Raw genomic sequence first — 22040 nt, forward strand, 5'->3', positions numbered from 1 at the left:
CCCCTAGGGGATTCGAACCCCTGTTACCGCCGTGAAAGGGCGGTGTCCTAGGCCTCTAGACGAAGGGGACGCAAAAAATATTCAACAAATCAAATCTGACTCATTAAGTATATCCGCATAAGAAAATAAGACACTTCGAATCTTAAATTCACCTTCTACACGTTGAAAATATTCAACCTGCGTTGACTTTTGCCAAAGTCATAGTTTGGAAAAACCAAACTAAAAGAATTCTGGTGGAGCTATGCGGGATCGAACCGCAGACCTCTTCGCTGCCAGCGAAGCGCTCTCCCAGCTGAGCTATAGCCCCAGAACCTGCTCTCTTGAGCGACCTTACTCGTTGAAAGCGAGGCGAATTCTAAGCAGGGTCCCCTAAAGAGTCAACAGTTTTTTTGCATAAAAACGTAAAAATAACGAAAAACGGGGTTAAGCGATTATTAATTCATCGCTTTGTTGATTTTTTACATAGCCAGGCCTGATGAAATCGTAATTTCACCCTCAAAAAGGGCGAAAATATAAGGTCTTTCGAGCGCCAAATGCGGTTAAAGAGATAGCATGCTAACACCCTTGGACGTTTGCTCAGGCGAATTTCAAAAAACTGATTGATAGCATTCAATGATACTCCCTGCCCTGTTCCGATCCCATCGGAAAATATATATCAGTAGAAATCTATAGGGAATTATCGCTACAATGAAAAAACGCCAACAAATAAGGTAATTTTCTTGTGAAGGTCAGATATAGCTCCTATAACTATGTATGCAAAAACCTTAATTCTTATTTCTCTGAGCCAGTCTTATTTTGCGCAGTATTCTCGGCGAGTTAGGTGACTGAAGATATATGCGCTTACAAAAATTAAATGTAGTAGCCATTGGCGGTGGCCATGGTCTGGGACGAATCCTTTCTACCTTATCTTTTCTGGGTGATCAGCTAACCGGCATCGTTGCGACCACCGATAATGGTGGTTCCACCGGCAAACTAAGAAAACGTACCAGCTCTATTGCTTGGGGTGATTTACGTAATTGTCTGACGCAACTAGTCGAGCCTGAGTCTGTTGGTAACCAATTGTTTAACTTCCGTTTTGACGGTAATGATGAACTCAGCGGTCACAACCTGGGCAACTTAATTTTATTTGGCTTAAATGAAATCCAGAGTCGCCCTCTCGACTCCATAAATTTGATCTCCAGCTTATTGAAGGTCAAAACCAAAGTTTACCCAATGTCAGAAACCCCCACCGACCTACTTGCCTTTTATGAACATGGCCGCTGCAAGGTAGGGGAAATCTCTGTCGATGATATGCCATCAATGCCAAACAAACTGATGCTGGCACCTTTGGTTAAATCCATTCCAGAATGTGTAATTGCCATTGAGAATGCAGACTTAATTATTTTAGGACCGGGTAGCTTTCTGACCAGCGTAGTACCGCCATTACTGGTTAATGATATACGCAGCGCTATTGCAAAGCGCACTGGCCAATGCGTATTTATCGATAACATTAACCAGGAAGACAGCCCCGCTGGCAAATTGGTATTGGATGAAAAACTAAACTGGCTAGAAAGTAATTTAGGCAGTTTGCCGATTGATACGGTTATTACTCAAGATAGCAGTGCCACGTCGGATAAAGTAAACGTGCTTTGTCGGACCTTAAGCGATGCAGACAATAGCGACTATCACGATAAGCAGTTATTGCTCGCCGCCCTTGAAGACTGTGCCGGAAAGTTATCTTTTGCCGCATCGGACGTCGTAAACGGGTAGCGCCGACAGGCGGTTTACTTAAATCATACAAAAAGCCCGGGTCACATCGTTTCCCGGGCTTTTTTATTGAACACATTAGGTTGCGATATTATCCAACTGTTGTGCAAATCAATCGTGACTAACCGTCATCCTGGCTAATACGACTTGCAACCGCACCCTTTTGGTCCTTATATTTTGCATCATCGCGTTTGTTATACGGACGAACCGCTTCGCCGGACATGGTCTCGAAGTTTAACGCCGCTATTTTCATTTTCGGCCGCAAGGCCAATGGCAGCTTACCTGAATTGAAAAATTCCAAAACGATTTGCCCTGACCAACCCGGATCAATGCGATGCGCCGTAACATGAACCATTAATCCCAGACGCGCTAAGGATGAGCGACCATCTAACCAGCCAACGATATCAGCAGGCAATGTTACCGATTCATGCGTAACCGCAAGTGCAAGCTCTCCCGGGTGTAGAAAAAATGCATCGCCATCATTAATATGAATCTCATCACTCATCAAGGTATTCATCGCTTCCTGAACTTCAGCCTTTGGACCACTCAGATCAATAAATGGTGCGGTATGATCTTCAAATACGCGAAACTTGTTTCCCAGACAAATATCAACGCTCACGCCAGAAATCATGCTGGCATCCGGGCGAGGTTCAATACAAATTTTTCCAGCCGCTAACAGGGCTTCAATATCTTTATCACAAAGTCTCATGGCTTATTCTTCTATAATGCTGAGCTTGGCGGTCGCAGGACTGCGCCAATCCAGTTGATAATACAAATCGCTTACTATATTGGTGGCTATTTTACGGTAGATTTGGCTAATGTCACTATCTATATCGGTTAATATTGGTGATTTCCCCGTATCCGCCCCTTGACGAATATCAAGATTCAGTGGGATTTGTCCAAGCAGGTTGATGTCCTGACCTTCGGCAAGCTGCTGCGCGCCTCCCCGCCCAAAAATATGAGATTCATGCCCACAGTTTGCACAAATGTGATAACTCATATTTTCGACAACCCCCAATACTGGCACCTGCACTTTATCAAACATACTGATGCCTTTTTTGACATCAATCAGGGCTATATCCTGTGGTGTTGTTACCATGCAAGCTGCGGCAACCGGCACCTTTTGGGCAAGCGTTAATTGAATATCGCCGGTGCCAGGTGGCATGTCAATTAACAGATAGTCGAGATCATCCCAGGCGGTCTCATTAAGTAGTTGTGTAAAGGCGGTGCTTGCCATCGGGCCACGCCAGATGCTGGCCTGAGAATCCGGTACCAAAAAGCCAATCGACATTGCCGATAACCCCTGACCATGGAGTGGCAACATCCGCTTACCATCTTCAGAACCTGGTTTTTGATCACCAATGCCAAGCATTGTCGGAATGGATGGACCATATATATCTGCATCAAGGATCCCGACCCGGGCGCCCTCCTCCTGTAGCGCCAAAGCAATATTGACGGCGGTTGTTGATTTACCTACACCACCTTTACCTGAAGCAATCGCGAGAATATTTTTTACGCCACTAATATTGTGTTGCCTTACGGGCTCCACCGAAACCTTGGCTTTTAAATCAAGGTTGACATCTAACTCTTCAGCCAACTTTTCAACCGCACACTGCAGTTGTGTAAAACAGGGAAATGCTAGACTCACATCCAGTAAATAACCTTCATTATTTTCGCTAATATCGCATTTGGATAATACGTCTAACAAACCAAAGGGAAAATCCTTGCTGCGGTATTGCCGTAAATAATTGCGGATTTCTTGTTCCATTTTTCCACCTTTTCTGCAATGTGATGCATAGTCTCGTGCATTTGTTGGCGTTATCGAAGGCATATCATGCCTTCTCATCCATTTAATTAATGCTTTGTTTCATAATATGTGGCTTTTTCGGCAATATCGATAATTATTAATGAAAAAAACCCGCAAATTTTGTACTATCGCTGCCACGATCACCATTAACAAATTAAATTCGGACAATGTCGACCAATAAACGCAAAATCCTTGTCACCAGCGCACTTCCTTATGCCAATGGCCCAATCCATTTAGGCCATCTTCTTGAGTACATCCAAACTGATATCTGGGTACGTTTCCAAAAGATGCGGGGGCATGAAACCTATTACGTCTGTGCAGATGATGCTCACGGCACACCAATTATGCTCAAAGCGCAACAATTAGGCATGGCACCAGAAGCCATGATCGAGCAGGTACGTCAAGAGCACATGGCGGATTTTGCCGACTTTCAAATCGAGTTTGATAACTATCATTCCACCCACAGCGATGAAAACCAGGCGTTCGCCGAGGAAATCTATCGCCGTTTGGACGCCAACGGCCATATTAAACGCCGTACCATTTCGCAACTATTCGACCCTGAAAAAGCAATGTTTTTACCGGATCGATTCGTAAAAGGTACTTGTCCAAAATGTAAGAGTGAAGATCAAAACGGCGATAACTGCGATAACTGTGGTGCGACCTATTCACCGACGGATCTGATCAACCCAATCAGTGTAGTTTCCGGTGCAACGCCTGTGCTTAAAGACTCTGAGCATTATTTCTTCGATTTGCCGGCATTTGAGCAAATGCTAAAAGACTGGACCCGCAGTGGGTCGCTGCAAGAAGAAATGGCAAACAAGCTGGCAGAGTGGTTTGAGCAAGGTTTACAACAATGGGATATCTCCCGTGACGCGCCTTATTTTGGCTTTGAGATCCCAGACGCTCCGGGCAAGTTCTTCTACGTATGGCTAGATGCCCCGATTGGTTATATGGGTAGCTTTAAAAACCTGTGTGATAAGCAAGGCATTAACTTTGATGAGTTCTGGAACAAAGACTCTGAAGCCGAGTTGTATCACTTTATCGGTAAAGACATCATTTATTTCCACAGCTTATTCTGGCCTGCCATGTTACAAGGCTCAGGATATCGTCAACCGACATCCGTATATGCGCACGGTTTCGTCACCGTCAATGGTACTAAGATGTCCAAGTCTAAGGGCACCTTTATCAAAGGGCGTACCTATTTGGACCACTTAAACCCAGAATATCTGCGTTACTACTTCGCGGCTAAATTGACAAGCCGCATCGATGACTTAGATTTGAATCTGGAAGATTTTGCCCAACGGGTTAACTCCGACCTAGTTGGTAAGCTCGTTAATATTGCCTCTCGTTGTGCCAGCTTTATTAGCAAAAAATTCGATGGCATCTTGATTGCCAACCCAACTGAACAGGCACTAGCCGATGAAGTTATGAATGCCGGTGATAGCATTGCCGCGCACTATGAAAATCGCGAATTTGGTCGCGCCATGCGAGAAATCATGGCACTTGCCGATAAAGTCAATGAATACATTGCCGTAAAAGAACCATGGCAATTAATCAAAGAAGACGGCAAGCAGCAAGAGGTTCAGGAAATCTGCTCATTGGGCATTAACTTGTTCCGAATTCTGATGATTTATTTGAAGCCGGTTCTACCAGGTCTGGCGGATAAGTCCGCTCAGTTCTTAAATGATGAGCTGAACTGGGAAGGTCACAAGGCTTTACTCACTGATCACAAGATCAATAAATTTAAGGCGTTACTGCAACGCGTAGAGATGGATAAAGTCAACGCTATGGTTGAAGATTCTAAAGATAACCTTGAAGCTAAGGCGCAACAACCAGTCACCGGTCCGTTAGCGGATGACCCAATTGCTGATGAAATCAGTTTCGACGATTTTGCCAAGGTTGATTTACGCGTAGCGAAAATCGTCAAAGCAGAGCATGTCGAAAAAGCCGACAAGTTACTTCGCATCGAAGTCGATTTAGGCGGTGAAACCAGGCAAATTTTCGCTGGCATAAAATCAGCTTATCAACCAGAAGATTTAATCGGAAAACTGACCGTCGTAGTTGCCAACCTGGCGCCACGAAAAATGCGCTTTGGCATGTCAGAAGGCATGATCATTGCCGCAGGTCCTGGCGGTAAAGATATCTTCATTTTAAACCCTGACAATGGCGCCGAACCAGGCATGCGAGTCATGTAAGATACTCGAACCAATATCAATTTACACAAAAGGGACCGCTTTTACATTGGTCCCTTTTTTATTGCCACATTTTCTGCGCCATCAATAACTAATTAGACATCCATCGTAAGACCCAACGACTACCTAGTGACTTAACTAGACACCCACTACAGTGAAACCACTAACTAGACATCCACGTTAAACAGACGCAAGATAGGTCACGGATATAGCATTGTGGACTTAATCATGTGATGGAATAGACTGCGAACGGACTCTAAAGGCTTGCATCGATTGTCCATTTCGTTAGGCTAGCTAAACAACAATTACCGTAGCCATTTGTAATTTAATAAAATATCGAAAAAGATAAAGATAAAGATAATTAAATAGTGAAAAAACATCATGTAAGATCAAACTCGAACAGGTTTTTTGTATTTACCTTTTCAGCGCTTGCTTTCACTAACCTATCTGCATGCAGTGCCAGGCAAATTGAAGAATTCAGCTGTCATTTTGTATCAGCTAGGTATGAAGCAGCGCAAGAAAAAAAACGTGATGAGAACAAAACGTTAGAACCTCAAACAACTCCTCAGCCAGACAACAATACACCCTCTATCCAGAAATCAGCCAAATGCTGACAACATTGAAGAAAAGCATGGAAGTTTTAAGAGGAGCAATGACTTGGGGTACAAGGTGATATTTTGAAGACAAAGTACCAATCAAACCCCTTTAAAAGTAAACATGGCATAATCTCAGTAGGTTTAAATAAAAAACTTTTTACTCGAACCCATGTTGATTCGCCGTTCTCGGTTTTGAATCTCGCAAAGATGAGTAAGAGATACTTTATGGCCGGCAGGACCTCTAAAGTGAAACTCAAACCTTGTGGTCAAACTCAGCCAACTTTGCGATGAAATATTTAGTCTTGCCAAGATGTTAGGCGCATTAGAGTCTATATATCCACAGTTTTTATCTTTAATGACTCTACTGGTGAGATCCAGTAAATTTAAATAATCTTCAAATTTAAACGGTAGCCCTGAAGGCATATTTTCCTTGGCGTCACCAACAAATTTCATCAATTTTTCAGGTTGCCTACCTTTCAAAGCTGATGAAACTCTTCTTCGGATACTTGTGTACATCGATGTTTCTGGTGTTTGAGCTATACCAGCCCTTAGCGGATTTAAATCAACATAGGTCATACAAGCAGCCAGTGCAGGCTCATCCAATAGAGCCTGACTCATAAATCGCCCTTCCCAAAATCGCCCCGTGCAATTATCTTCAGCATTTGCCATCCTGGCAATTGGTTCATTTAATAAGCGCATGAACCAGCTGATATCAAATAACCGATTTCGATAAGTTGTGATAGTAGCGTTGAGCGTTGCTACAAGCGATTCAGAAATATGTCCTGCCTCGATAAATTGTTGAGTGATTAATGTACCTTTGCATACCCTGTGCCAACGATGGATAACCTCCGTATCGCTTAATGCTTCGGCTTTGTTTTTGTCGACGTGCAACACGAGGTGACAATGGTTTGTCATAACCGCGTACGCACAAATATCGATGCAGAAAATTTCAGATAGGAACAGCAACCTTCTTTCAACCCATTCGCGCCGGTGTTCAAAACTTTTATTAGAAAATTTATCTTTTCCGCACAAAAATGCGCGTCGTACACAACGACTGACGCAATGGTAATAAGGGGTTGCTTGAAGGCAAATCTGCCTACTTCTTGGGTTTGGCATCATTCCACTCCTTGGAATTGAGATATACCTTGAGGATAGCTTCACATGCAATCTGTGCCAGTCAGTTTTTTTGGATAGCTCAAATATGAATTTTATTTAAGCGTGGGTGTCTTATTAATGGAAGTATTAGGGTGGGTGTCTAAAGAGTAAAAAGTGCGTTACTGTGGATGTCTATTTAAAACAAAGCCCGCAAAAGCGGGCTGTGTAGTCGATTGTCACTAGCTCATATGCATCAGCATTAAGTTTGGATTTTCCAGAAATGATTTCCAAAGATTACTAAAACGGGCAATTGTACCGCCGTCTATAATACGGTGGTCTCCGGACCAGCTAACCTGCATAATTGCACGAGCCTGAACATCTCCATTCTCATCAAACCGTGGTAATGTCTGAACTTTACCTAACGCAACGATAGCAACTTCTGGTTTGTTAATAATTGGCGTTGCAACGGTACCACCTATTGCGCCAATATTAGAGATGCTAATGGTGCCGCCTTTTAAATCCGCGGCTGCCACCCTGCCATCGCGTGCAGCATGGGTTAAACGCATCACTTCTTTTGCAACGTCAACAATGGACTTACCTTGCACTTGCTTAATATTCGGCACTAATAACCCTAACTTAGAATCGACTGCCATCCCAATGTTATGATCGTCAAAATAAGTTAGCTCCGTACAATCATCATTAGGTTGCGAATTCATCACCGGGAATTCCCTAAGGGCCAGTGACATTGCCTTAATAAAGAAAGGCATCATCGTAACTTTAATGTCCTGTTTGGCATACTCGCTCTTGACCGACTTTCGTAATGCAATCAGATCCGTTAAATCGATTTCCTCACAGTAAGTAAAGTGAGGGATGGTCGATACCGATGCAGTCATGGCTTTAGCCATTGCCGCTTTCACGCCTCGGATAGGCTCAACTCTTGTGTTACCCGAAACACAAACTGGCGCGGATTCAACCGTTGGGGCTGCAGACGGCTGCACTTGTGAACCACTTTGAGAGAATTTCACTACATCTTCTTTGTAGACGCGCCCTTTAGGGCCACTACCTGGAACCAGATGAATATCGACGAACATTTCTCTGGCAACTCGGCGAACTGCCGGGCTCGCTAAAGCTTTACCACTGGCGACTTTACTATTTACCGGCTGAGAAACATGGGTGTCTTGTTTATCATCTTGTTTAACAGTTTTCGAAGCGTGGGTGTCTTGATTAACTTGTTGTTGTGATTCTGCAACTGAACTTGTGGCAACGCTTGCGTCTGCTGCACCCTGATGTTCAATAGCGAACAGAGGCTCATGAACTTTAGCAACATCGCCTTTAGCATAATAAAGCTTAACGACTTTGCCGGCATATTTGGCCGGGATCTGTACCAAAGCTTTGTCGGTCATCACATCAACAACCGCCTGATCTTCTTCAATGATATCGCCTTCACGAACCAACCATTCAACAATTTCGCATTCGACAATGCCTTCACCAATATCCGGTAGAATAAAGTCTTCTGTTTGATTCGAGCCAGCAGGACAAGAATCACTGGCAATCACGGTTTCCAGCGCAGGCACATCGCTGATATTCTCACCGTTCGTTTTCACGTCCGCTTCATCACCTTGTGTGGTCATCGCAAACAACGGTGAGTGTACCTTAGCAATTTCGCCCTGCTTATAATAAAGCTTTTCAACAACACCGGAATACATTGCCGGAATTTGCACTAAGGCTTTGTCGGTCATTACATCAGCAACGGGTTGATCTTCTTCAATACGATCTCCCTCTTTCACTAGCCACTCTACGAGTTCACACTCAACAATGCCTTCGCCGATATCCGGTAAGATAAAATCAATACTCATCACAACCCCCTAGTAATTCACTGAGGCCATAATGGCTTCAAAGGTTTTCAATTCATCTGGCATATATTCTTTTTCATGTGCCAATGGGAATGGCGTATCCAGACCACATACTCGGGTGATTGGCGATTCCAGGTGTAAGAAACATTCTGATTGAATCGTTGCAGCAATTTCTCCTGCAAATCCACCGGTCAATGGAGCTTCGTGGTTAATCAGCAGACGACCGGTTTTAATAACAGAGTTAGCAACGGTTTCCACATCCCACGGCAAGATTGACCGTAAGTCGATAATTTCACAAGAAACCCCTTGCTTTTCAGCCATCTTGGCCGCTTTTTCCAAGGTTTCCATTTGTGCGCCCCAACCAAGTAAAGAGATATCAGAGCCTGTCGAGACCACTTCGGCTTTGCCAAGTGGTATTTGATAATCCTCTTCGGGCACTTCACCAACGGATGCGCGATATAACTTTTTCGGTTCGAAGAATACCACGGGGTTATCGTCACGAATTGACGCAAGCAATAATCCTTTGGCTTGATATGGGTTTCTTGGCACCACAATTTTCAGGCCTGGAGTGTGGGCAAAATAGGCTTCAGGAGACTGACTGTGATACAAACCACCGGCAATGCCGCCACCATATGGGGTACGAATGGTCAATTTTCCAACATCAAATTCATTGCCACTGCGGTAACGGAATTTTGCACTTTCATTCACAATTTGGTCAAAGGCCGGAAAAATATAATCTGCGAATTGAATTTCGGCAATCGGCAAACTCCCTTGCGCCGCAAGTCCGTTGGCAAAACCTATAATCCCCTGCTCTGTCAACGGCGTGTTAAAGCAGCGGGCTTTACCATATTTCTCTTGGAGATTACTGGTTGCCCTAAAAACGCCACCAAAATGGCCAACATCTTCACCAAAACACACGGCGGAGTCGTTCTCGGCCATTGCGATATCCAACGCATTATTAATCGCTTGTAATAAATTCATTTGCGCCATGGACTAAAATCTCCCTGCGGTAGTTGGATAAGCGTCCGGGTATTTACGAATATGCTCTTTTAACTGCTCGAGTTGCTTTTCGAGAGCTGGCGTTGCCTGATCATAGACATCCGTTATCAATTCTTCGATTCCAGGCTTGGCGATTTTCTCGGCAACTTTCACCGCACTCAACACCTCGTCACGAAGCTGTTCAAATAATGCCGATTCTTGTTCTTCATCCCACCATTTCTGCTTTAACATCCAGTTCTTCATGCGTAGGATTGGATCATGGTCTGCCCATTTAGCTTCCTCTTCCCGGGTACGATAACCACTTGGATCATCCGAGGTGGAGTGGGCACCTAATCGGTACGACATGGCTTCAATTAACACCGGTTGATTGTGTTCTAATGCATAGGCTCGGGCCATCTGCGTTGCTTTCAGAACCGCAAGAATATCGTTTCCATCTATACGCAGGGTTTTAATGCCATAGCCTGCGCCTCTTGATGCAATACCATTACCCGCATATTGTTCGTTAGACGGCGTGGATATCGCATAACCATTGTTACGGCAGAAAAAGATAACCGGTGCTTGATGCACCGCAGCCATATTCAAACCCGCATGAAAGTCACCTTCAGAGGCGGCCCCCTCACCGAAATAGCAAATGGTACAACGCTCTTTGCCTTGCAGCTTTTGACCATACGCATAGCCTGCAGCTTGAGGTATTTGGGTCCCTAGCGGCGACGAAATCGTCATATAATGCAACGCCTCAGAACCGTAATGGATAGGCATTTGTCGGCCTTTTCCTAATTCCAGCTCATTGGAAAACATCTGATTCATAAATTGTTCAAGGCGAAAGCCTCGATACATGAGTGCACCCTGTTCTCGATATTGCGCCATGATCATATCTTCATCGTGCAAGCCCGCTGCGCTACCAACACTTGCCGCCTCTTCACCTAATGCCGCCATATAAAAGCTCACCCGGCCCTGGCGTTGCGCTGCAATCATGCGTTCATCCAGCACTCGATGAAAAGCTAACGTTTGATAAATTTTCGTCGCTAGATCCTGATTAATATCGGGTAGATCCGCACCTTTATAGACACTACCGTCCTGTTTGAGAATTTTGAGTATCGGGATATCGATAGAATGACCATCGATGAAATCGGCGGAATGCACTTCACGACTCGATTTATAGATTTGTGTATCCATAAGCGTCTCTTGTTGTCTGGCTTAATCCAATTGCTGTTGTTCTATTTATCAAGTGCTTGACGTGCAAGCTCCTTATCACAATGCAGCAATGGCATTTTGAATTTTTGCTTAATTTAGGGCCACGATAATTATTGTTAGTAATCCAGTATCAAGGTAAGTAGCGGACGTCTTACCATTGGATTTGCCGGTAAAATTAGAGTCTTTATTCGACTCCAGACCGCGTGGCTCCTCCTTTTAAGGATTGCCAAGACTTTACGATCCGCCAATATTACTTGCAATAAAGCCTCTGAATTAGGCAAAGGAAGAGTAAGATAAGTGGAAGTTTAGGTTTACACTTAGCGGGGATGACCTGACTAAATCAGGTCGTCAATTTGGCTGGTACTACCGTGAGTAAAGCGCGTTGGCCCAATGCCACATTGGCATTCGGAAAAATGATTGCTTCTCCCGGTTGAGAGATTTCGTGAGCGGTGTCGCCATCGTTTGCGATAACATAACCAACCGGAAAATCAGTGAAGTTTTCCACGTCATCGGCAAAATTAAGTACAAAATTCTCTTCGGTTCGGTTTATGGTCTTATAAATTTCGAATAGATTCAGTTCTGCTGCATCAAATGTTCCAAAATCCGGGTTATGTTCCGAAATTAGGGCCCGCAAGGTTTTGTTAATCTGCGCAAAATCTTCTGGTTTGTTTTCCCCAAATGGCCTGACTTTGCCAAGCTCTACGGTAAACGCGTGGGCACAACATTCGTTGACCGAGAAATAGCTAAACGTCGTTGTTGGGCTATTGGAAAGCAATATGGTATTGACGCCACTAGCATAGAGAAATTGCAGTTGCTGCTTGTCCCGCGGTTTGCCATGATTAAACGGGTAAACGGCGAACTTATCATTCTTAGAGCCTCGGATCGCAGTATGCAGATCATAGTGAAGGCGCTGACGCTCGTCGTCAATATTTCCACCTTGATCAAAGAAGTCTCTGACGTAGTCCTCTAGTGCTTTGGCGCGCCTGCGCTCCTGATTCGCCAACCCAACATCATCACTGTGGGCACCACTAAACAGACGATTGAGATTTTCTTCAACAAACCTGCTGCCTAAATTTATCGCCGGTGGATTACCAAACAAGAACAACACCCGTTGAGTCAAAGACAATTGTCCGTGCAGTAACTCTTTTATCAATTGCTGACATATTTCAATCGGCGCCGTTTCATTACCGTGTACGCCGCAGGAGAGCACCAGATCACGATGCGTTGGTTTGCCTACCGGTTCAAAGCAGATAACCCCAGTATCTAAGACACTTACCTGAGTTTGGGATGCCTGTTCATTAAGATAAAACGTGAAGGGCCGTTCAATGTTTTCAGGGTTTTCACGAGTAAAAGAAAGAAAGTCGCCGCTTTTTATCAGTTGTTGAGGATAGTCCGTCACAATACTTCTTGTCATCAAAAAAATGTTAATGGCATTTTAGGTGAAAAAACCTGGCCTTGCACTTTTTACGTGCAAGGGGTTGGTATAAATCAATATTAACTCGCCGTGACTTTGCCAGGTGTTAATGAATGCGGATAAAGCTTGCCGTCATTAAGTTCATATAAAGTTTCCGCACAATTGAGGGTTTCCTGACGGTGAGCAATAGCGACCCGAGTCATTTCCAACCTGGCTAATTGTTCACTGATTTCTTTTTCATTCACGTTGTCCAGGTGGCTAGTGGCTTCATCCATAAAAAGAATTGCCGGCTGTTTGTATAAGGCTCGAGCCAGTAAAACTCTTTGCATCTGTCCGCCAGATAGTGTCGCCCCCATATCCCCGACAACGCTGTGATATCCCATAGTCATCTTCTGGATATCTTTATGGATGGCGGCAGCCCTTGCACACTGTTCGATTCTCAACATACTTGGATTTGGGTCAAAAAAGCAAATATTGTCGGCGATAGAACCGGATAGTAATGTATCTTCTTGCAAAACACCGGCAATATGCCGTCGGTAATTTAATAATCCCAGACGCGTGATGTCCTGACCGTCAAGCAGCACAGCGCCAGATGTAGGCTGTAATAAGCCAAGCATGATTTTCATCAAGGTTGACTTACCGGCACCGGAGGGTCCGGATATTGCGATGGATTCACCTGGTAGCACGGTCAAGTTAATATTATCCAATAAAGGACGATTCGCCTTTCCGGTTTGTTGATAACAAAAGCTGACGTTAACCAGTTTCAGTTCACCTTTTAGCGAAGATAAAGGTTGTGAGCCCTGTCGATGTTTTTCCTCTTCATAAAGAGCGATATCGGCAATTCTATCTAGGTGCAATCGCATCATTTTAAATTGAATAATCTGCTCAATCAGACCAATCATTCTTGCGGTGAATTGATTTTTATAGGCAATGAACGCCAATAGCATCCCCACGGTCAGTGTTGCTGACATGACCATGCCAGCGGCAAGAAAAATAACCACTACATTTTCCATGCCAAATAAAAATTTGTTGCTTGTATCAAAGCTTATATTCAGACGCCCCAGACGTATTTCGTGATTGATAACGTCCACATACTTATTTTGCCAGATATCCTGACGACTGGATTCCTGAGCAAAAAGCTTAATCGTTTGCATGCCCCGGGCCGTTTCTAAAAAGTGGCTTTGTTCTTTAGCGCAGCTTTGGATCAATTCCTCAGAAACCCGATTTAATGGCCGGTACAAGCTAAACCGAATCAACGCATAAACGCCAACGATCGCAATAACAATAAAGGTGAGTTTAACTGAGTAAACAAACATCATAATCAATAGGGCAACAGACATTACGCCATCGACCATGGTAGTGACCAGTCCGGTAGTTATACGCTCTCGAATATGTGCAAGACTGCCAAACCGGGAGACCAAATCACCAATATGACGGGCTTCAAAAAAAGCCATCGGCAAGCGCAACAGGTGCGCCATCAGATTGATCCCCATTTGTAAATTCAAGGCACTTGAAAGGCGAAGTATTAGCCATGATCTGGCAACCGTAACGATGCTGGAAAATAACACCAGCAACCCAAACCCCAAAGCCAGCACCGCCAGGAAAGACTGGTCGAAACTCACCAAAACCTCATCAACCACCCATTGCATATAATACGGCGTCAATAGGGTAAAAAACTGTAGGATAAGTGATAACGATAAAAGTTTGGCCACACCTGGTAATATCCCAGTACTTTTTGACCAGAGTTGGAAAAATTTCAGTCGAGACTTTTCCTGTTGTTGAACAAAGCTCGCCGTTGGTGTTAATTCCAGACAAATGCCAGTGAAGTGTTGCGAAAATTGCTTTCGTGTTACCCGATAACAACCCTTGCCGGGATCATGGATATGAAAGTGGGCTTTGTTTCCATTCCCACTTACCCGGCTAAGTACCACAAAGTGATTCATATCCCAGTGCAACACACAGGGAAGCTTAAGTTTACCAACATCCTCTAGTGGGCATTGTAGCGCCCTACAGGATAATTGCAGTTGTTCAGCAAGTGCAATCATTTGTTGCAAGGTCATGCCAGTGGTGCCGACAGATTGGCGCTTTCTCATGGATGCCATATCCAGAGTATGGCCAAAATAGTTAGCGATCATTGCGATGCAAGCTAACCCGCACTCAGCAATCTCCGTTTGCAATATCAGCGGAACTTTTCGTGACATTGAAAAGTTTAATACGGATGCAGCCATTTGACTCTCCTTAGTCGTGTGACTGGTTGAATAAGTTGACGCGAGTTTATGCCTGACTATGTTTACTCGGGTCTGCTGTTATCAAGGTCGACAACATAATATTTAAAGATGACGTAATAATCGTGATCCTTATTCCCTGCACAACACTATAAAGTGCCAAAAGGCCTATCACTCCAGTTGCAAACGTATTTCCCTGCATAAAAATGAATAAAAAGGTAAGTAACAGAGCGAGCAGAATATGTCTGAACACGCCATTTCGAATCTGATATTTTCCATCATGCTCTTCGATGTAAATATTCTCCCTAGGAAAGTGATTTATCTTAACGACATTATTAGGCTCAAGAGTGCAATTAAGACCCGACTTATCCAATACAGCCATCAAAGATTCCATTGATTAATCCCTTTTTCTATTTGAATAAAGGCATGAAACATGCCTTTATTACTGTCTACAAAAATTTATACCTCACTAATATTATTAATAATAAATCCGCCGAGAATCAAGAACGCTCCAATCGTTGGGCCAGCAACGATCACCGCAGCTGTTGCTAACATAGCCTCTCCTACTATCTGCCCCTGGCTCTTCGCATGACCACCGCTGACTTCTTGAATTTCAATACTATTTAATTCCTTCATAAAATCGCTTCCTTGTATTTAAAAAAAGTTAAAATATTTTACTGCTCTGGCTCCTCTGAGCCCCTGCAACGCTCCAACACAAACCTTGAAACGTTGATTTTCTGCACCTTTCCATTATTTATGCAGAAGAATTCTTGTTGTTCAAAAATCATCCGATTTCTATAGCTTCTTAGCCGCCCTCAGCAATGGTTCAAACAACCAGGCCAATAGACTCCGTTCTTCTAAAATGATATCCGCCTGAAACAACATACCGCTTCGTAACGCGAAATTGTTTTCATAAGCCGCTATATCCTGATGTTGCAATTGTGCCTGAATGCGGTAGACCGGCTCTTGAATGGCAATCGGCGCCATCAGTTCATTTGGGTTAATAATGGTTAAATCAATCTGCATGATATTGCCATCAATAAACCCAAATCTTTGGTAAGGAAAGGCATCAAACCGAAACTTGGTCTGTTGTCCGGGGGCGATAAACCCCGCACTGCGTGTTGGCACAAACAACTCTGCCAGCAACACTGAATTTTCAGGGATAAGACTGAGCAATAAGGTTGCGGGGTTTACCGATTCACCCGCGGTTACCTGCAACCCTGTCACCGTGCCATTACGATTCGCTCGAACAGTGAAACGCCGATTTGAGCGGATCTTCCCCAGTTGATTTTCCAATTCCGCTATGTGACGTTGTACGGCATTAACTTTTAATTGATATTGATCAGGAATGCTTTGTAACTCAAAATTCATCCGCGCTAGCTCTCGCTGTTGCTGCAACTTAACGCGTTTCAATACCTGCCTTTCTTGTTGAAGATCCAGTAGTTGCTGATGATGGTTTTGATTCTCGCGTTCAGACACGAAGCCCTGACGAAACAAGCTTTGCATTTTTTGCTGACGAGCACTCAATATTTCGAGCTTGTTGGCTAACAAGGATCCCTGCTGTTGCGTCGCTTTTTGTTCCGCCATTAATGCCCTATTTCTAACTTTCAGACTCTCCAGCTCTGATGCCTGCAGGCGCTGATATTGCGCTTGTTCTTGCTCCAGCAAGTAAATTTGCCTGCTCAGTCGCTTGATAAGGCGGTCTGACAGGGCTGACATATTTTCACTCTGTTCACCCGATTGGCCCTGCAACTTCAGTGAATTACCAATGTTTTCGTTGCCTTTGGCGGTCAACCCGTTGGACGTGTTATCAATGCCAAATTGCGCACGAGTCGACAAGGTCAGTAACGGTTGCCCGGCTACGACAAATTCACCTTCTTTTACATACAATGCATCAACATAACCCGTTAGCTGTCCATAGGTTTTAATAACGCCTTTGTCCGGCTTTAAATATCCCCGAACCGTTTCCTTGCGAGAATAAGATGCCAAGGCTAAAAAGCTAACCAATAAGGCAACCAAAAGAACAATTGCTGCAACGAGCATGGAAAGAGACAAAGGTTGTGTTAATACCACAGTTCCTTGCAACCGATGCTGTCTGCTATTTAACACTTCCTTGCGAAATAGACCCATTAATAGAAACGACCAAATAGAAAGTTAATCATGATCTTAGAATGGAAAGGTATTGCGCAAAATCAATCGAAAACTGTCGATTTAAAAAAAACACATTAAAGGCTAGATAAAATAAGGCATTCAAGGGTGTTTGTGGACTGTACTAAGCAGTCACCGGAGCCAGAAATGAGACGTTAATACGCCTGTAATTGAAGCGTGAAGGTTAGTAAACAGGACAAATAACAAAGTTTGTCAGCTAAAAGTTTACCTGGCGGGCAACGTTCAGCTCAAAGGGCCAGCAATTGGCAAGGCCGTTTGATGAACATTCCAGGCTGTCGCTGCTGAAAAAGCTCATGGCAGAGCCAATGTCATCTGGGTTGATAAGCTCCAATGCCTGTAAGCGACGCTGAAGCTGCAGTGCAATTGCCATGGAGGTATCGACAATGCTTGCTTTGCCGGCAATCAATTTGGAAATGGGCTCAGTTAGAAATGAAAAATGGGTGCAACCGAGTACGATTTGATCGCAGTTTTGCTCTATTAGCGGTTGCACATAGTTAATTACGGTCTCATAGGTTAACGTGTCATCAAAACGACCACTTTCCACCAACGCAACGAAATCCGGACAGGCCTGTCCAATCACCTCAACGTCAGTGTTAACATCGGTGTAAACCTGATGTTTCAATCGGGCAAATGAATCACTATCTAAGGTTTGTTTCGTGGCCAGCACACCGACCCGACCCGTCCGCGTCGCTTTCACTGCGGGTTTAATGCCTGGCTCTACGCCAATAACCGGTATATCAAACCGTGCACGCAGCTTGTTTATTGAATGCACCGTGGCTGTGTTACAGGCCACAACGATAGCTTTACACCCTCGTTTGCTGAAGAACTCAACGATTTGTTCAGCCCGTTGATGTAAAAATTGCTCGGATTTATTGCCATAAGGGTTGTTTGCGGTATCGGCAAAGTACAATAATTGTTCTTGCGGCAATGCGTCTCGAATTGCCCGACAAATAGACAAGCCACCGAGACCTGAATCAAAAACACCAATCGGCGAACGTTTATTCATATGACCATTAGGTTTGCAATCGTTACAAAGACATTGTGAGCGAGGCGCTAAATTTAATTTAAAGCCTCGCTAACCAATCACAATCCTGCTTTGGCAAAGGCTGCACTAACCAGAACTTGCGCTTGTGCAATTATCAATTGCAGATGTTCCTCAGAAACAAAACTTTCCGCATAAATTTTGTAGATTTCTTCCGTTCCCGACGGGCGAGCGGCAAACCAACCATTTTCCGTCACGACTTTTAAACCACCAATCGCGGCACCATTACCTGGCGCATGGGATAAAATATCGGTTATCGTTTCACCCGCCAATTCAGTCTGGTCAATATCGTCTTTGCTCAATGACGTCAACACGGCTTTTTGGGCAGTAGAGGCCACGGCTTCGACACGCCCATAACAGGGAGTACCCAGCTCTTCGGCTAACGTAAGATACCATTGATAAGGGTCTTTACCAGTTACTGCGAGTATCTCGGCGGCAAGCAAGGCAAGAATAAATCCGTCTTTGTCTGTAGTCCAACAGCTACCATCGAGTGCCAGAAAAGAAGCACCTGCGCTTTCTTCACCGCCAAACGCATAACTGCTATCACACAGCCCATCAACGAACCATTTAAAGCCAACTGGGACTTCCGACAGTGGCCGCTGTAATTTTTCTGCAAGGCGATCTATGAGAGAGCTGGAAACCAGAGTCTTACCAATTTTTGCAGTTTTCGGCCATTGACGGTGCGTTAAAAGATAATGAATTGCGACCGCCAGATAGTGATTTGGGTTCATCAAACCACCTGATTTAGTAACAATGCCATGGCGATCAAAATCTGGATCATTACCGACGGCAACATCAAAATCATCCTTCATTGCAATCAGACCAGCCATCGCATAAGGCGAGGAACAATCCATGCGAATTTTGCCGTCTTTATCCAGAGGCATAAAGGCAAAGCTTGCATCTACAACTGGGTTTACCACGGTAATATCCAAACCATATTGCTCGGCGATTTTTGGCCAATAGGCAATGCCTGACCCGCCTAACGGGTCGACGCCGATTTTAACCCCAGCGTCTGCGATGGCTTTTAAATTAATCACTTTTGATAATTCACCGACGTAAAAACCAATAAAGTCCTGACGTTTTAGTAGTGGCGAGCTCATCGCCTCTTGCAGCGAAATCTGTTTCACATCCTGAAGATTGTTTGCCAGTAATTCATTGGCGCGTTGCTCAATTAACTTAGTAATCTCGCCTTCAGCAGGACCACCGTGGGGTGGATTATATTTGATACCGCCATCCGTAGGAGGATTGTGTGAAGGGGTGATAATCAAACCATCTGCTCGACTATCACTGACATCATTATGAGCAATAATTAGTCGCGAAATAACGGGTGTTGGTGTGAAGCCTTCATCGTCCTGAATAATCACCGGAACATTGTTAGCGATCAGAACGCTAATGGCATTGGCAAATGCCGGTTCCGATAATGCATGGGTGTCTTTTCCTAAATACAGAGGTCCGGTAAATCCCTGTTGATTGCGATACTCTGCAACCGCTTGACTGATCGCCAAAATATGAGGTTCATTAAAGCTAACTTTAACTGCGCTGCCGCGATGCCCGGACGTACCAAAGCTAACGCGTTGCTCAGCAATACTAACATCGGGCTTCAGTAGGAAATAATCGCTGGTTAAACGACCAATATTGATGCGGTCCTGTGGGCGAGCTGGTTTACCTGCATGGGGATGAACACTCATGATATATCCTTATTTTCGGTAGTTGAATTTGTTAGGTCGACGGTACGATTGCTGATTACTACGATGCGTAATTTACAGAAAATCGCGAATACTTTCAGCGTCTTCGTTGTTGTAACCCAATACCTGAGCGACATCCGTCAGCATTAGCTTTTTCCGAGTCGTATTGGAATTGGTCATTACCCAGTAGCGAGAGTCTGGAATTTGCTTAGGCTTGCAAGAGCTACCTGTTTCCAGCAGTTCGGCTTCACTTTGGGCAAAATACAAGCGATCGCGACCGCGAATGTCTAATACCGCTGAAAACTGTTTTGGATGAACCCGGTGTAAATTCCCCAGGATATTCAAAAAACGCCCTACTGCGCCCCTTTCCATCGCCAGTTCTTCTTTGTTAATTACATCAAAAATATTCTGACAGCTGGTTAACGTTTTTAATTCCTGAACGGCGTTCGCGTTTTCTTGTGCGGTGTCTACCGCCACAGGTTGCTCAGATTCAATGATCTGAACCTTATCTTCTGCGTCGTTTTGAGTAGTTGTATCAACCGGTTTTGCATGAACAGGCGTAGCTGACAGCTCCGAGTTCGCAGCCAAAAGACGGCGAAGAATATCTGAGGCACTTTCGCCAATAAATTCCGTTTTACCTGCTATGTACTGATATAGTTCGTCATCAATCTCAATTGTTTTCATTTTAATACCACTGCAAAAAAGTAGAGAAACTCAGACAGACAAAAAGGTTAAAACCGACCTTATCGATTGATTTTTAGCCAATTCTGACGCCAAAGTCACTGTTTAGCTCTTATAATGTCAAAGATTATACTTGGCTTATAATCAACTCTCTACCCTATTGAACTGAAATTAGTGTAAATTATCGGGATTAATTCAGGTCGAGTAATTCTGTTGATTATTCGGTACCGATTCATCGGGTAAAGTGAGCATCATGACAACCCTACTCAATTATCAACGCGGTGGCAGCGGTGCTACCGTAATCCTGATCCATGGCCTATTTGGTGCTATGGACAATCTCAATATATTGGCGAAACATTTGCAGCAAAAATTTGATGTCATTCAGGTTGATGTTCGCAATCATGGCGACTCGTTTCATCACTCATCCATGGATTACGAAGACTTAGCCATGGATATCTTTAATTTGCTTGATCACCTAAACGTTGAAAGGTGTCACGTTGTTGGTCATTCTATGGGCGGCAAAATTGCCATGCAATGTGCATTAACGCAACCAAATCGAATTCACAGCCTGATCGTGGCCGACATTGCCCCTGTGCAATATCCCCCGCATCACAAGCAAATACTCAGCGGATTAAAGGCAATAGATCCACAAACCATCAATCAACGCAAAGATGCTGATAACCTATTAGCCGAATACGAACCAGCATTGGGCGTGCGTCAATTTTTGCTGAAAAATCTGGTCAAGTCCGAGCAAGGTTATCAATGGCGAGCCAACATCGACAACATTGCCAATGCTTATCATCAAATCACCAAACCCGTAAAAAACGATGCACAATACACAGGTCCGGTATTGTTTATTAAAGGCGGTAATTCCGATTACATCACGAACGAAAATCGTGCCGCGATCGGTAAACGGTTTCCTCATGCCAAAGCTCGGGTTATCACAAATGCAGGCCATTGGTTGCACGCCGAAAAGCCGCAGGAATTTAATCGCATAGTTGAACAATTTATTGAAAAAAATGAGGTTTAAAGGACCCTAATATTTTTCACGGGGCATTGATGTAATTTCCCTAAGGCATATGCTATAGTGCCGCTCTGATTTTTAAGGGCGAATTATGCTGGCAGAAAATTTAGAATTAATTGAAACCATAGGTTTGAATTTATTTTTTCTCATTATTTTTTTCTTTATTGGGATGTCCATTCACGACGTGATGAAAAAAAACAACGTCCCAAAAAAAGGCCAATTTGTGGTGTATTTTGTATTATTCCTAGGTTGTGCTGGATTCATTGCCAAAGGCATTATTCAGTTCGTTTGGGAAAGTAGAGGGATCGGCTAGAATAG

18 protein-coding genes and 2 tRNA genes are annotated in these 22040 nt (G+C 44.0%); 4 read left to right on the forward strand and 16 right to left on the reverse strand.

The annotated features are described in order from the left end of the window. A tRNA-Glu gene (locus tag ACHUFQ_RS08000) sits at positions 1-70 on the reverse strand. A gap of 161 nt (positions 71-231) precedes the next feature. After that, a tRNA-Ala gene (locus tag ACHUFQ_RS08005) sits at positions 232-307 on the reverse strand. Positions 308-834: 527 nt separating this feature from the next. Between ACHUFQ_RS08005 and ACHUFQ_RS08010 the strand changes: the two genes are divergently transcribed. Further along, entirely contained in the window at positions 835-1749 is a 915-nt protein-coding gene (locus ACHUFQ_RS08010) for a gluconeogenesis factor YvcK family protein (RefSeq protein WP_394174572.1), read from the forward strand. A gap of 118 nt (positions 1750-1867) precedes the next feature. Here ACHUFQ_RS08010 and dcd read toward each other — a convergent pair whose 3' ends face one another. Both dcd and apbC read right to left on the reverse strand, forming a co-directional pair. Continuing rightward, the gene (gene dcd / locus ACHUFQ_RS08015; RefSeq protein ID WP_394174574.1) at positions 1868-2455 is read right to left on the reverse strand and encodes a dCTP deaminase; all 588 of its coding nucleotides are present in this window, start codon (positions 2453-2455) and stop codon (positions 1868-1870) included. A gap of 3 nt (positions 2456-2458) precedes the next feature. Next, complete coding sequence (apbC, locus tag ACHUFQ_RS08020; protein ID WP_394174576.1) at positions 2459-3514, reverse strand: iron-sulfur cluster carrier protein ApbC; 1056 nt, start codon at positions 3512-3514, stop codon at positions 2459-2461. Positions 3515-3720: 206 nt separating this feature from the next. On the opposite strand from apbC, the gene metG reads away from it, so the two are divergent. Beyond that, positions 3721-5748: a methionine--tRNA ligase gene (gene metG, locus ACHUFQ_RS08025; protein WP_394174578.1), complete on the forward strand. Its 2028-nt coding sequence runs from the start codon at positions 3721-3723 to the stop codon at positions 5746-5748. Between the two features lie 734 nt (positions 5749-6482). On the opposite strand, the gene ACHUFQ_RS08030 is transcribed toward metG, so the two are convergent. From ACHUFQ_RS08030 to seqA, 12 genes are all read right to left on the reverse strand, one after another. Then, positions 6483-7457 (reverse strand): transposase, encoded by a 975-nt coding sequence (locus tag ACHUFQ_RS08030; RefSeq protein WP_394174657.1) that lies wholly within the window; start codon positions 7455-7457, stop codon positions 6483-6485. Between the two features lie 218 nt (positions 7458-7675). After that, positions 7676-9292 (reverse strand): dihydrolipoyllysine-residue acetyltransferase, encoded by a 1617-nt coding sequence (locus ACHUFQ_RS08035; protein WP_394174580.1) that lies wholly within the window; start codon positions 9290-9292, stop codon positions 7676-7678. A 9-nt stretch (positions 9293-9301) separates the two neighbouring features. Then, the gene (locus tag ACHUFQ_RS08040; protein ID WP_394174582.1) at positions 9302-10279 is read right to left on the reverse strand and encodes an alpha-ketoacid dehydrogenase subunit beta; all 978 of its coding nucleotides are present in this window, start codon (positions 10277-10279) and stop codon (positions 9302-9304) included. A gap of 3 nt (positions 10280-10282) precedes the next feature. Then, positions 10283-11464: a thiamine pyrophosphate-dependent dehydrogenase E1 component subunit alpha gene (locus tag ACHUFQ_RS08045; protein WP_394174584.1), complete on the reverse strand. Its 1182-nt coding sequence runs from the start codon at positions 11462-11464 to the stop codon at positions 10283-10285. Positions 11465-11822: 358 nt separating this feature from the next. Then, positions 11823-12896, reverse strand: coding sequence for a succinylglutamate desuccinylase (gene astE / locus ACHUFQ_RS08050; RefSeq protein WP_394174586.1), 1074 nt, complete (start codon positions 12894-12896; stop codon positions 11823-11825). Between the two features lie 80 nt (positions 12897-12976). Next, positions 12977-15124, reverse strand: coding sequence for a peptidase domain-containing ABC transporter (locus tag ACHUFQ_RS08055; RefSeq protein ID WP_394174588.1), 2148 nt, complete (start codon positions 15122-15124; stop codon positions 12977-12979). Positions 15125-15170: 46 nt separating this feature from the next. Continuing rightward, complete coding sequence (locus ACHUFQ_RS08060; RefSeq protein ID WP_394174589.1) at positions 15171-15515, reverse strand: hypothetical protein; 345 nt, start codon at positions 15513-15515, stop codon at positions 15171-15173. 65 nt (positions 15516-15580) lie between these two features. Beyond that, on the reverse strand, positions 15581-15757 hold the full coding sequence (locus tag ACHUFQ_RS08065) for a hypothetical protein (protein ID WP_394174591.1): 177 nt from the start codon (positions 15755-15757) through the stop codon (positions 15581-15583). A gap of 159 nt (positions 15758-15916) precedes the next feature. Then, entirely contained in the window at positions 15917-17251 is a 1335-nt protein-coding gene (locus tag ACHUFQ_RS08070) for an HlyD family efflux transporter periplasmic adaptor subunit (RefSeq protein ID WP_394174593.1), read from the reverse strand. A 235-nt stretch (positions 17252-17486) separates the two neighbouring features. After that, on the reverse strand, positions 17487-18296 hold the full coding sequence (murI, locus tag ACHUFQ_RS08075; RefSeq protein ID WP_394174594.1) for a glutamate racemase: 810 nt from the start codon (positions 18294-18296) through the stop codon (positions 17487-17489). 77 nt (positions 18297-18373) lie between these two features. Then, positions 18374-20020: a phosphoglucomutase (alpha-D-glucose-1,6-bisphosphate-dependent) gene (pgm, locus tag ACHUFQ_RS08080; protein WP_394174595.1), complete on the reverse strand. Its 1647-nt coding sequence runs from the start codon at positions 20018-20020 to the stop codon at positions 18374-18376. 72 nt (positions 20021-20092) lie between these two features. Next, positions 20093-20701 (reverse strand): replication initiation negative regulator SeqA, encoded by a 609-nt coding sequence (gene seqA, locus ACHUFQ_RS08085; protein ID WP_394174596.1) that lies wholly within the window; start codon positions 20699-20701, stop codon positions 20093-20095. A gap of 250 nt (positions 20702-20951) precedes the next feature. On the opposite strand from seqA, the gene ACHUFQ_RS08090 reads away from it, so the two are divergent. Beyond that, positions 20952-21728, forward strand: a complete 777-nt coding sequence (locus ACHUFQ_RS08090; protein ID WP_394174597.1) for an alpha/beta fold hydrolase — start codon at positions 20952-20954, stop codon at positions 21726-21728. Positions 21729-21813: 85 nt separating this feature from the next. After that, positions 21814-22035 carry a DUF2788 domain-containing protein gene (locus ACHUFQ_RS08095; protein WP_394174599.1) on the forward strand — a complete coding sequence of 74 codons (222 nt, stop codon included), beginning with the start codon at positions 21814-21816 and terminating at the stop codon, positions 22033-22035. Positions 22036-22040: the final 5 nt, after the last annotated feature.

This window comes from Thalassotalea litorea, assembly GCF_043642205.1.
Taxonomy (GTDB): domain Bacteria; phylum Pseudomonadota; class Gammaproteobacteria; order Enterobacterales; family Alteromonadaceae; genus Thalassotalea_A; species Thalassotalea_A litorea.

Excerpts from the sequence above, each read along its gene's own strand:
- ACHUFQ_RS08010 (WP_394174572.1), top strand. The coding sequence starts at position 835 with ATGCGCTTACAAAAATTAAATGTAGTAGCCATTGGCGGTGGCCATGGT.
- ACHUFQ_RS08095 (WP_394174599.1), top strand. The coding sequence starts at position 21,814 with ATGCTGGCAGAAAATTTAGAATTAATTGAAACCATAGGTTTGAATTTA.
- ACHUFQ_RS08090 (WP_394174597.1), top strand. The coding sequence starts at position 20,952 with ATGACAACCCTACTCAATTATCAACGCGGTGGCAGCGGTGCTACCGTA.
- ACHUFQ_RS08055 (WP_394174588.1), bottom strand. The coding sequence starts at position 15,124 with ATGGCTGCATCCGTATTAAACTTTTCAATGTCACGAAAAGTTCCGCTG.
- ACHUFQ_RS08030 (WP_394174657.1), bottom strand. The coding sequence starts at position 7,457 with ATGCCAAACCCAAGAAGTAGGCAGATTTGCCTTCAAGCAACCCCTTAT.
- astE (WP_394174586.1), bottom strand. The coding sequence starts at position 12,896 with ATGACAAGAAGTATTGTGACGGACTATCCTCAACAACTGATAAAAAGC.
- ACHUFQ_RS08035 (WP_394174580.1), bottom strand. The coding sequence starts at position 9,292 with ATGAGTATTGATTTTATCTTACCGGATATCGGCGAAGGCATTGTTGAG.
- ACHUFQ_RS08060 (WP_394174589.1), bottom strand. The coding sequence starts at position 15,515 with ATGGAATCTTTGATGGCTGTATTGGATAAGTCGGGTCTTAATTGCACT.
- ACHUFQ_RS08045 (WP_394174584.1), bottom strand. The coding sequence starts at position 11,464 with ATGGATACACAAATCTATAAATCGAGTCGTGAAGTGCATTCCGCCGAT.
- ACHUFQ_RS08070 (WP_394174593.1), bottom strand. The coding sequence starts at position 17,251 with ATGGGTCTATTTCGCAAGGAAGTGTTAAATAGCAGACAGCATCGGTTG.
- apbC (WP_394174576.1), bottom strand. The coding sequence starts at position 3,514 with ATGGAACAAGAAATCCGCAATTATTTACGGCAATACCGCAGCAAGGAT.
- ACHUFQ_RS08040 (WP_394174582.1), bottom strand. The coding sequence starts at position 10,279 with ATGGCGCAAATGAATTTATTACAAGCGATTAATAATGCGTTGGATATC.
- pgm (WP_394174595.1), bottom strand. The coding sequence starts at position 20,020 with ATGAGTGTTCATCCCCATGCAGGTAAACCAGCTCGCCCACAGGACCGC.
- ACHUFQ_RS08065 (WP_394174591.1), bottom strand. The coding sequence starts at position 15,757 with ATGAAGGAATTAAATAGTATTGAAATTCAAGAAGTCAGCGGTGGTCAT.
- metG (WP_394174578.1), top strand. The coding sequence starts at position 3,721 with ATGTCGACCAATAAACGCAAAATCCTTGTCACCAGCGCACTTCCTTAT.
- murI (WP_394174594.1), bottom strand. The coding sequence starts at position 18,296 with ATGAATAAACGTTCGCCGATTGGTGTTTTTGATTCAGGTCTCGGTGGC.
- seqA (WP_394174596.1), bottom strand. The coding sequence starts at position 20,701 with ATGAAAACAATTGAGATTGATGACGAACTATATCAGTACATAGCAGGT.
- dcd (WP_394174574.1), bottom strand. The coding sequence starts at position 2,455 with ATGAGACTTTGTGATAAAGATATTGAAGCCCTGTTAGCGGCTGGAAAA.